The 9,419-nt window shown below is 68.9% G+C and carries 5 protein-coding genes; all 5 read right to left on the minus strand.

Going from position 1 to position 9,419, the window contains the following annotated elements; translation table 11 throughout:
* The coding region (locus QHF89_RS49275; protein WP_284721995.1) for a hypothetical protein at positions 1 to 219 on the minus strand (219 nt) is incomplete at its 3' end.
* Positions 220 to 662: 443 nt separating this feature from the next.
* Entirely contained in the window at positions 663 to 1,670 is a 1,008-nt protein-coding gene (gene meaB, locus QHF89_RS49280) for a methylmalonyl Co-A mutase-associated GTPase MeaB (protein ID WP_136972763.1), read from the minus strand.
* The gene (scpA, locus tag QHF89_RS49285; protein ID WP_136972762.1) at positions 1,667 to 3,814 is read right to left on the minus strand and encodes a methylmalonyl-CoA mutase; all 2,148 of its coding nucleotides are present in this window, start codon (positions 3,812 to 3,814) and stop codon (positions 1,667 to 1,669) included. The genes meaB and scpA overlap by 4 nt, the downstream gene beginning before the upstream one ends.
* The gene (locus tag QHF89_RS49290) at positions 3,811 to 5,517 is read right to left on the minus strand and encodes a methylmalonyl-CoA mutase family protein (RefSeq protein WP_136972761.1); all 1,707 of its coding nucleotides are present in this window, start codon (positions 5,515 to 5,517) and stop codon (positions 3,811 to 3,813) included. The genes scpA and QHF89_RS49290 overlap by 4 nt, the downstream gene beginning before the upstream one ends.
* 14 nt (positions 5,518 to 5,531) lie before the next feature.
* On the minus strand, positions 5,532 to 8,888 hold the full coding sequence (locus QHF89_RS49295; RefSeq protein WP_425440862.1) for a methylmalonyl-CoA mutase family protein: 3,357 nt from the start codon (positions 8,886 to 8,888) through the stop codon (positions 5,532 to 5,534).
* Positions 8,889 to 9,419: the final 531 nt, after the last annotated feature.

The raw sequence follows: 9,419 nt of genomic DNA on the forward strand, positions 1-9,419 counted from the left end.
CGCGGCCGGGGAGGCGCTCGGCGCTGCGGTCGCCACGGGCGCCGCGCTGCTCGACGCCGGGGCCGCCGCGCTGCTCGACGCCGGAGCCGCCGCGCTGCTCGACGCCGGAGCCGCCGCGCCCTGCACGTTTGCTGCTGGCGCCCCGGGATCGACGCGCGCACAGGCCCCGAGGGCCACGAGGACGAGAGCGCCGCGGGTGCGCAAGATCAAACCGAGCATGGGGCGCGTCGGTACCACGACGATTTGTGCGAGCGCAAGGGCCGCCGGGGCGGCCGTCGTGGGGAGCTCCGGCGTCCTCCAGACCTCCGGATGCGCAGGTTTTGGGCGCGCGAGGGTGTCGGGACGTTCGAAGGGGCGCGGGAGAACGTGACGCGCGGGTCTCCAAACGTTCGGAGACCCTCGCGTGACGAGGACGCGCGGGTGTTCGACCGCCTGGAGACCCTCACGCGACGAGGACGCGCGGGTGTGCGACCGTTTGGAGACCCTCGCGCGACGATGACGCGCAAAGGATCAAACGTTTGGAGACCCTCGCGCGACGATGACGCGCGAAGGATCGAACGTTCGGAGACCCTCGCGCGACGAGGACGCGCGGGGGCCTCGACGGTGGGAGCACCACGCGGCACGCTGGAAGCTCGCCCGAACCCCGTTTCGAGCGGCCTACGTCAGGAAAGCCGGGTCGCGGCAGTGAAGGCCGCGAAGAGCGCATCCGTCGCGACCGGCGGCGTCATGCGCCCTGCGACGACATCGGCCTCGATGCCCGCGAGCCGCCGCTCGACCTCGGGGTGGGCACGGAACCACCGTTCGAGCCGCTCGGTGATCAGCGACCACATCCAGGAGCGTTGCTGCTCCGCGCGCATCGCCGCGAGCTCCCCCGAGGCCTCGAGCGTCTGGCGATGCTCCTCGACCACATCCCAGAGGGCGTCGAGCCCCTCGCCCGTCAGGCCCGACACCGCGAGCGCGCGGGCCTTCCAGCTCGGGCGCCTGCGCGGCAGGTAACGCAGCGCGGCCCGCAGATCGTGAAGCGCTGTCCGAGCGCGCAGAGCGCCTTCGCCGTCGCACTTGTTGACGCCGATGGCGTCCGCCAGCTCGAGGACGCCCTTCTTGATGCCCTGGAGCTCATCCCCCGCGCCCGGCAAGGCGAGCACCAGGAGGAAATCGACCATGTCGGAGACCGCGGTCTCGCCCTGCCCCACGCCCACGGTCTCGACGAGGATCACGTCGAAGCCCGCGGCTTCACAGAGCAGCATCGTCTCGCGCGTGCGCCGCGCGATGCCTCCGGGCGTGAGCCCGCTCGGCGACGGCCGGATGAACGCCTCTTTTTCGAGCGAGAGCCTCGCCATGCGTGTCTTGTCGCCGAGGATCGAGCCCCCCGAGATCGAGCTCGACGGATCGATGGCGAGCACCGCGACCCTCTTGCCGCGCGACAGGAGGCGCATCCCGAACTCGTCGAGGAACGTGCTCTTTCCGACGCCGGGCACGCCCGTCACGCCGACCCGCCGCGCGCCGCCCGTCGCGGGCAAGAGGCGGGTGAGCAGCGCTTGCGCGAGCGCGGCGTCGGTCTCGTCGCGGCTCTCGACGAGCGTGATCGCCTGGGCGAGCACGGCACGATCACGCTCCCGAACGCCACGCTCGTAGGCATCCAGCGAGAGGCGCGGACGCCTGCGCGTCATGGCGCGTCCGTTTCCAGGCGATCGAGCAGAGCGCCGGCTGCTTCCGCGATCACGGTGCCCGGCCCGAAGATCTCCGCGGCGCCCGCCGCCCGCAGCGCCGGATAGTCGTCCGGGGGAATCACGCCCCCGACGACGACCAGGATGTCGGGACGGCCGAGCGCCGAAAGCGCCGCGCGCAGCGCCGGGACGAGCGTCAGGTGGCCCGCGGCGAGCGAGCTCGCGCCGATGACGTGCACGTCGTTCTCGACAGCGGCGCGCGCCGTCTCCTCGGGCGTCTGGAAGAGCGGACCGATGTCGACGTCGAACCCGAGATCGGCGAACGCCGTGGCGATCACCTTCTGGCCGCGGTCGTGCCCGTCTTGCCCCATCTTGGCGACGAGGATGCGCGGCCGCCGTCCCTCCCGTTCGAAGAAGGCCTTCGTGCGCATCCGTGTCGTCGCCACGGCGGCGGAGTTCTCTCCCACCTCGCCAGCATACACGCCGGAGATGGCGCGGATCTCGGCCTGATGACGCCCGAACACCTTTTCGAGCGCCATCGACATCTCTCCGACCGTGGCGCGCGCCCGCGCAGCGGCCGTCGCCAGATCGAGCAGGTTCCCTCCCCGGCCGGCGGCACAAGCCGTCAGCGCTTCGAGCGCGCGCTCGCACGCCGCGGGGTCGCGCTCGCGCCGCAGGCGCTCGAGCCGCTCGATCTGCGTGCGCCGGACGGCCGCGTTGTCGACCTTCAGCACGGGGACGGCCTCATCGCTCGTCGGACGGACACGGTTCACGCCGATGATGGCCTGCCTGCCCGCGTCGATGCGCGCCTGGGTACGCGCGGCGGCTTCTTCGATGCGGAGCTTCGGCACGCCGGCCTCGATGGCCTTGACCATGCCACCCAGCGCTTCGACCTCGTCGATGTGCTGCCGCGCGCGCGCGGCGAGCTCGTGCGTGAGCCGCTCGACGTAGTAGCTGCCGCCCCAGGGATCCACGGGCCTGCACGTGCCTGATTCGAGCTGGAGCTGGAGCTGGGTGTTCCGCGCGATGCGCGCCGAGAAGTTCGTCGGCAGCGCGAGCGCCTCGTCGAGCGAGTTCGTGTGCAGGCTCTGCGTGTGGCCTTGGGTCGCCGCCATCGCCTCGATACACGTGCGGATCACGTTGTTGTAGACGTCCTGCGCCGTGAGCGACCAACCCGAGGTCTGGCAATGCGTGCGGAGCGCGAGGCACTTGTCGCTCTTCGGCGAGAAACGCGACATGAGCTCGGCCCAGAGGAGCCGGGCGGCGCGGAGCTTCGCGACCTCCATGAAGAAGTTCATCCCGATCGCGAAGAAAAACGAGAGGCGTGGCGCGAACGCGTCCACATTCATCCCCGCGGCGATGCCGGTGCGCACGTATTCGAGGCCGTCGGCGAGCGTGTATCCGAGCTCGAGATCGGCGGTCGCGCCGGCCTCCTGCATGTGATAACCGGAGATGGAGATCGAATTGAACTTCGGCATCTTCTGCGAGGTGTACGCGAAGATGTCGGCGATGATCCGCATCGAGGGCGCGGGCGGATAGATGTACGTGTTCCGCACCATGAACTCTTTGAGGATGTCGTTCTGAATCGTGCCGGTGAGGCTCGAAGGCGGGACGCCCTGCTCCTCGGCGGCGACGATGTAGAGCGCGAGGATCGGCAAGACCGCGCCGTTCATCGTCATCGAGACGCTCATCTTGTCGAGCGGGATGCCGTCGAAGAGCAGGCGCATGTCGAGGATGGAGTCGATGGCCACGCCCGCCATGCCCACGTCCCCCGTGACCCGCGGATGGTCGCTGTCGTATCCGCGATGGGTGGCGAGGTCGAAGGCGATCGAGAGGCCCATCTGCCCCGCGGCGAGGTTTTTGCGGTAAAACGCGTTGGACTCCTCGGCCGTCGAGAACCCCGCGTATTGCCGCACGGTCCAGGGCTTCTGGACGTACATCGTCGGATACGGGCCGCGCACGAAGGGCGGAAAGCCGGGGAGCGTGCCGAGGTGCCCGAGGCCAACGAGGTCGTCGGCCGTATAGATCCGTCGGTGGGGAATCCCCTCGGGGGTGTCCCACGGTTCCGCGGGCGGCGTGATCGGCGGGGCGACGTCCGTCTGCACCGCGTCGAAGTCGAGTTCAGCAAAATCGGGCAAACGGCTCATGAGAGGACCCCGAGCAGCTCGGAGAGAACGGTCACTGCGTCGCAACCGAGGAAAATGAAGCCGTCGACGCCGGCCTCGCGCAGCGACGTATCGAGCCGGGAAGGACGCCCCGCGACGAGGACACGCTTGCAGCCGGCGGCCTTGAGCGCGCGCGCGCGCTCGGCGGCCTCGGTCGTGTACCGCTCGTCGGTGCCGCAGAGGCACACGAGGGGGGCGGGCTCGTCCGTCGTGCTCTCCCGCGTGCGAATGCCGCCCGCGGCGAAGAAGCCCGCGGCGAAGCCTGCGCGTGGGCGTGACTCGGCGAAGGGGCCGAGCGTCACCAGCACCGCTTCCGGTGGGGTCTCCGCGGCCTCCGCGCGCGCGCGGAGCGCCTCGAACGCCGCGGCGTCGCGCTCGGCCGCGAGGGCGTGCGCGGCCTGGGGAGGCGCCTCCTCGCTCGGCACGGGGCGCGTCCGCGTCTCGTCGAGGTGGGCGAACTCGGACACGCCGAGGATGGGGACCTTGCGTTTCGCGATCCGCTCGCGCCAATTGCGCGCGACGGCCTCGATCCTCGCCGCGAGGCGGCCGCTCTCCAGCGCGTCCGTCATGCCCCCTTCCCGTTCGAGGGCCCGGAAGCGCTGCCACGCCTCGCGGGCGAGCGCGTCCGTGAGGGTCTCGAAGTAGTACGAGCCGCCGGCAGGATCGGCGACCTTGCCGAGGAAGCTCTCCTCGCGCAGGACGAGCCCCGTATTGCGCGCGACGCGACGGGCGAGCGCGGACGGGACGCCAAAGGCCTGATCAAATGCGTTGGGCGTGACGAGATCGGCGCCGCCGAGGATCGCGGAAAACATCTGGGTCGTGACGCGGAGCATGTTCACCCAGGGATCCCGCGTCGTGAGCGTCCGGGAGGAGCAGACGGCGTGGACCTTCGTGCGCGGCCCGCTGGGCGCGCCGACGGCCGCGAGGAGCTTCCGAAAGCACGTCCGGAGCGCGCGGAGCTTGCACAATTCGACGAACGTGTCCCGACCGACCGCCATTTGCACGGCGATCTGGCGCGCGGCCTGCTCCGGCGAGAGCCCCGCTTCGAGCAGCACATCGAGGTAACGCGCGCCCGTCGAGAGCGCGAAGGCGATCTCGTCCGCGGCGTCCGCCCCGGCGTCGTGGTAGGGCAGCGTGGAGACGAGCACCGCCGTCGCCCCCGGCGCGCGTGCTTCGACGAAATGGGCGACGCGCCCGAGCGCCGCGAGCTCCTCGGCGAGGGTCGCGAACGGCGCGGCGCCCCGCGCGCGGGAGGCGAGCGGGTCCATGCAAAGAGCGAAGCGCGACGCGGCCACGGGCGTGAGGGCAGAGACGTGGCGCTCCACGGCCTCCACCGAGGCGACGTCCTCCATATCGAAGACGAAAAACGTCTGCGCGAAATCCGCGGGCGCGAGCGCCGCGCCACACGCATCGCCCAGCCCGAGCCAGAGCGCGTCGGCGCACCCTTCGACGTCGGCCACGAGATCGGCGGCGGTCGCGCCGCGCGCCTGCCGCATGCAGATCCGGAACGGCGGCGCGGAGGGATCCCCCGAGGCGCGCGCGGAGGCCGGAGCCTCGGTGTAGAGCGGCGCGATCAGGATCCGCTCCATCGCCTCGTGGACGAGGGCGGATTCGAACGAGCGACCTCCCAGCTCTTTTTCGACCTGGGCGCGCCACGCGGCGACCGTGACGGGCGGGAACTCCATGGCAGGCTCCTCTTTCACATGTTGCGCCGGTACTGGCCGCCGACCTGATACAGCGCATGCGAGAGCTGCCCGAGCGTGCAGACCTTGCATGCCTCCATGAGCGCGTCGAAGATGTTGCCGCCCTCGACCGCCGCATGCTTCACGGCTTCCAGGGCGGCGGGCGCCACGCCCGCGTTTCGCTTCCAGAATGCGTCGCGCACGTCGATCGCGCCGTCCTTCTCCTCCTGGGTCGCGCGGATGACCTCGGGCGGCGAGACCGTCGGCGAGCCCTTCGGATCGAGGAACGTATTGACCCCGATGATGGGCAACGCGCCATTGTGCTTGAGCGTCTCGTAGTAGAGCGACTCTTCCTGGATCTTCGAGCGCTGGTACATGCGCTCCATCGCGCCGAGCACGCCGCCGCGCTCGGAGATCGAGCGGAACTCGTTCAGCACGGCCGCCTCGACGAGATCCGTCAGCTCCTCGACGATGAACGAGCCTTGGGTCGGGTTCTCGTTCTTGGACAGGCCGAACTCGCGGGCAATGATGAGCTGGATCGCGAGCGCGCGCCGGACGCTCTCCTCGGTCGGCGTCGTGATCGCCTCGTCATACGCGTTCGTGTGGAGCGAGTTGCAGTTGTCCTGGAGCGCGAGGAGGGCTTGCAGCGTCGTCCGGATGTCGTTGAACGCGATCTCCTGGGCGTGGAGCGAGCGGCCAGAGGTCTGGATGTGATACTTGAGCTTCTGCGAGCGATCGTTGCCGCCGTACTTGTCGCGCATCGTCTTCGCCCAGATGCGCCGCGCCACGCGCCCGATGACGGTGTATTCGGGATCCATGCCGTTCGAGAAGAAAAACGACAGGTTCGGGGCGAAGTCGTCGATGTGCATCCCGCGCGAGAGGTAGTATTCGACGAACGTGAAGCCGTTCGCCAGCGTGAACGCGAGCTGCGATATCGGGTTCGCCCCGGCCTCCGCGATGTGGTAGCCGGAGATCGAGACCGAATAGAAGTTCCGGACCTTCCGGTCGATGAAGTACTGCTGGATGTCCCCCATCAGCCGCAGCGCGAACTCGGTCGAGAAGATGCACGTGTTCTGCGCCTGATCTTCCTTGAGGATGTCGGCCTGCACCGTGCCGCGGACCGTCGAGAGCGTCGCCGCGCGGATCTTTTCGTAGACCTCGCGGGGCAAGACCTCGTCACCGGAGACGCCGAGGAGCATCAGCCCGAGGCCATCATTGCCCTCCGGCAAGGTCCCCTGGTAGCTCGGGCGTGGCACGCCGCGCTGCGCGAACATCTCGGTGATCTTCTGCTCGACCTCCGCCACCTTCCCCTGGCTCCGGATCCATTTCTCGCAGCCCTGGTCGATCGCGGCATTGAGGAAGAAGCCGAGCAGCATGGGCGCCGGCCCATTGATGGTCATCGACACCGAGGTCGTCGGATCCGAAAGATCAAAGCCCGAGTAGAGCTTCTTCGCGTCGTCGACATTGGCGATCGAGACGCCGGAGTTGCCGACCTTCCCGTAGATGTCGGGCCGAGGATCCGGATCCTCGCCGTAGAGCGTGACGGAGTCGAACGCCGTCGAGAGCCGCTTGGCGGGCAGGCCGCGCGAGACATAGTGAAAACGCCTGTTCGTGCGCTCCGGGCCGCCTTCGCCCGCGAACATGCGCGCCGGGTCCTCGTTCTCCCGCTTGAGCGGGAAGACCCCCGCCGTGAACGGGAACTGCCCCGGCGGCGCCTCGCGGAGGAGCCACGTCAAGAGATCCCCCCAGTCCTCGTATTTCGGCAGGGAGACCTTCGGGATCCGGAGGTGCGAGAGCGACTCGGACACGAGGTCGAGCTCGATGACCTTGTCTCGGACCTGGAACTGGTACTTGGCCGCGGCATACCGCCGCTTCGTGGCGGGCCACTCGTCGAGGAGCTTCTTGCATTCGGGGGCGAGGCGTGATTCGAGGTCCCGATAAAGCTCCACGAGCTCACCGAGGAAGGGCGGCTCTCCCTCGATGCGCTGGGTGACCAGCACGGTATCGGCCGGGCCGGTCGGCTCCACGATTTCGAGGTGTTTCTTGCCGACGTTGGCGCGCAGGGCCTCGATGCTGCCGTGAAGCTGGTACATCCTCCGGGCGATCGCCGCCTGGGCGCGCACGAAGGCGTCGTAGGACTCGCAGGTCTCGACGATCTCGGCGAGGTACCGCGTGCGCTCCGGAGGGATGATCCAGCGCTTTTCGCTCATTCCAGGGGTGAGCTCGATGCGAGATTGGAAGGGGGCGCGCGCCTTCGTCGCGAGGGTCTGCATGATCGTCCGGTAGAGCCTGTTCATCCCCGGATCGTTGAACTGCGAGGCGATCGTCCCATACACGGGGACGTCGTCGTCGGCGACGTCGAAGGCGTTGTGGTTGCGCCTCCACTGCTTCTTGACGTCGCGGAGCGCGTCGAGCGAGCCGCGTTTGTCGAACTTGTTGATGGCGATGATGTCGGCGAAATCGAGCATGTCGATCTTCTCGAGCTGCGTCGCCGCGCCATACTCGGCCGTCATGAGGTACAACGAGACGTCGGCATACTCGGTGATCTCGGTGTCGGACTGCCCGATGCCCGACGTCTCGACGACGATGAGATCAAAGCCGGCCGCGCGGCACACGTCGATCGACTCGCCCACGTGCTTCGAGAGCGCGAGGTTCGATTGGCGCGTCGCGAGCGAGCGCATGTACACGCGTGGATCGTCGATCGCGTTCATGCGGATGCGGTCGCCGAGCAGCGCGCCGCCCGACTTGCGCTTCGAGGGATCCACCGAGAGCACGGCGATCGTCTTGTCCTTGCTGTCGGCGAGGAAGCGGCGCACGAGCTCGTCGACGAGGCTCGACTTGCCCGCGCCGCCCGTGCCCGTGATGCCGAGCACGGGCGTCCGCCTCGGCCTCGCCGGGAGCGCGGCGAGCGCTTCGCGCAGCCTGTCGCCGGCTTCCGGGAAGTTCTCCGCGATGGTGATGAGCGCGGCGATCGTCTCCGGCGCTCGCTCGGCGATGCGCGCGAGGTGGGGCTCGAACTCCGGGGGGCGCTTCTCGAAGTCACATCGCTCGAGCAGATCGTTGATCATCCCCTGCAGGCCCATCGCGCGTCCGTCGTCGGGCGAGTAGATGCGGGCGACGCCGTAGGCGTGCAGCTCCTCGATCTCCGAGGGGAGGATCGTCCCTCCCCCGCCGCCGAAGACCTTGATGGGAGCCCCCGCGCGCCGCAGGAGCTCGATCATGTACTTGAAGTATTCGACGTGGCCGCCCTGGTACGACGTGATCGCGATCCCCTGGACGTCCTCCTGAATGGCGCAGGTGACGATCTCGGCGACCGAGCGGTTGTGCCCGAGGTGCACGACCTCGGCGCCAGAGGCCTGCATCAGGCGGCGCATGACGTTGATGGCAGCGTCATGGCCGTCGAAGAGCGAAGCTGCGGTCACGAGGCGGACGTGGTGGCGGGGCTTGTAAGGTGCGACGGCGGCGCGAGCTTGCACGAGATGGAACCTTCCTCAGTTGCTCTTTCGGCGCACGATATATCACTGGATCGATCGTGGGGCTCGCCTGCGATGCGTTCGTTGGGCCTCCCACGGCCCTGAGCACGGGGAAGCGCAGAGCTGGGGCGTTGCCCCAGGCCCCACCAGGGGCTGTCCGCCCCTGGACCCGGACCAGCCAGGGGCTGGACCCAAGCTCGATGAACTGCGCGATGCGCAGTTCATCGAACAGGCCCGGTGAAGACCAGCCGCGACCCTGCCCACCAAGACAGCCGCGCTACTGGTTCGGCTGGCACCCCGGCTTGTTCGTCGGCCTGTTTGAAAAACTGCGCGGAGCGCAGTTTTTCAACCCTGGGTCCAGCGCCTCGCTGGTCCGGGGTCGAGCAACTGTTTTCGTTCTCGGCCTCAGCTGGCAGGGCCCTCCGACAGGGG

Origin of the sequence: Polyangium sorediatum (assembly GCF_029946465.1) — a bacterium.
Lineage (GTDB): Bacteria > Myxococcota_A > Polyangia > Polyangiales > Polyangiaceae > Polyangium > Polyangium fumosum.

Coding starts and splice junctions, on each gene's coding strand:
- meaB (WP_136972763.1), bottom strand. CDS start 1,670: ATGACGCGCAGGCGTCCGCGCCTCTCGCTGGATGCCTACGAGCGTGGC.
- scpA (WP_136972762.1), bottom strand. CDS start 3,814: ATGAGCCGTTTGCCCGATTTTGCTGAACTCGACTTCGACGCGGTGCAG.
- QHF89_RS49290 (WP_136972761.1), bottom strand. CDS start 5,517: ATGGAGTTCCCGCCCGTCACGGTCGCCGCGTGGCGCGCCCAGGTCGAA.
- QHF89_RS49295 (WP_425440862.1), bottom strand. CDS start 8,888: ATGCGCCGCCTGATGCAGGCCTCTGGCGCCGAGGTCGTGCACCTCGGG.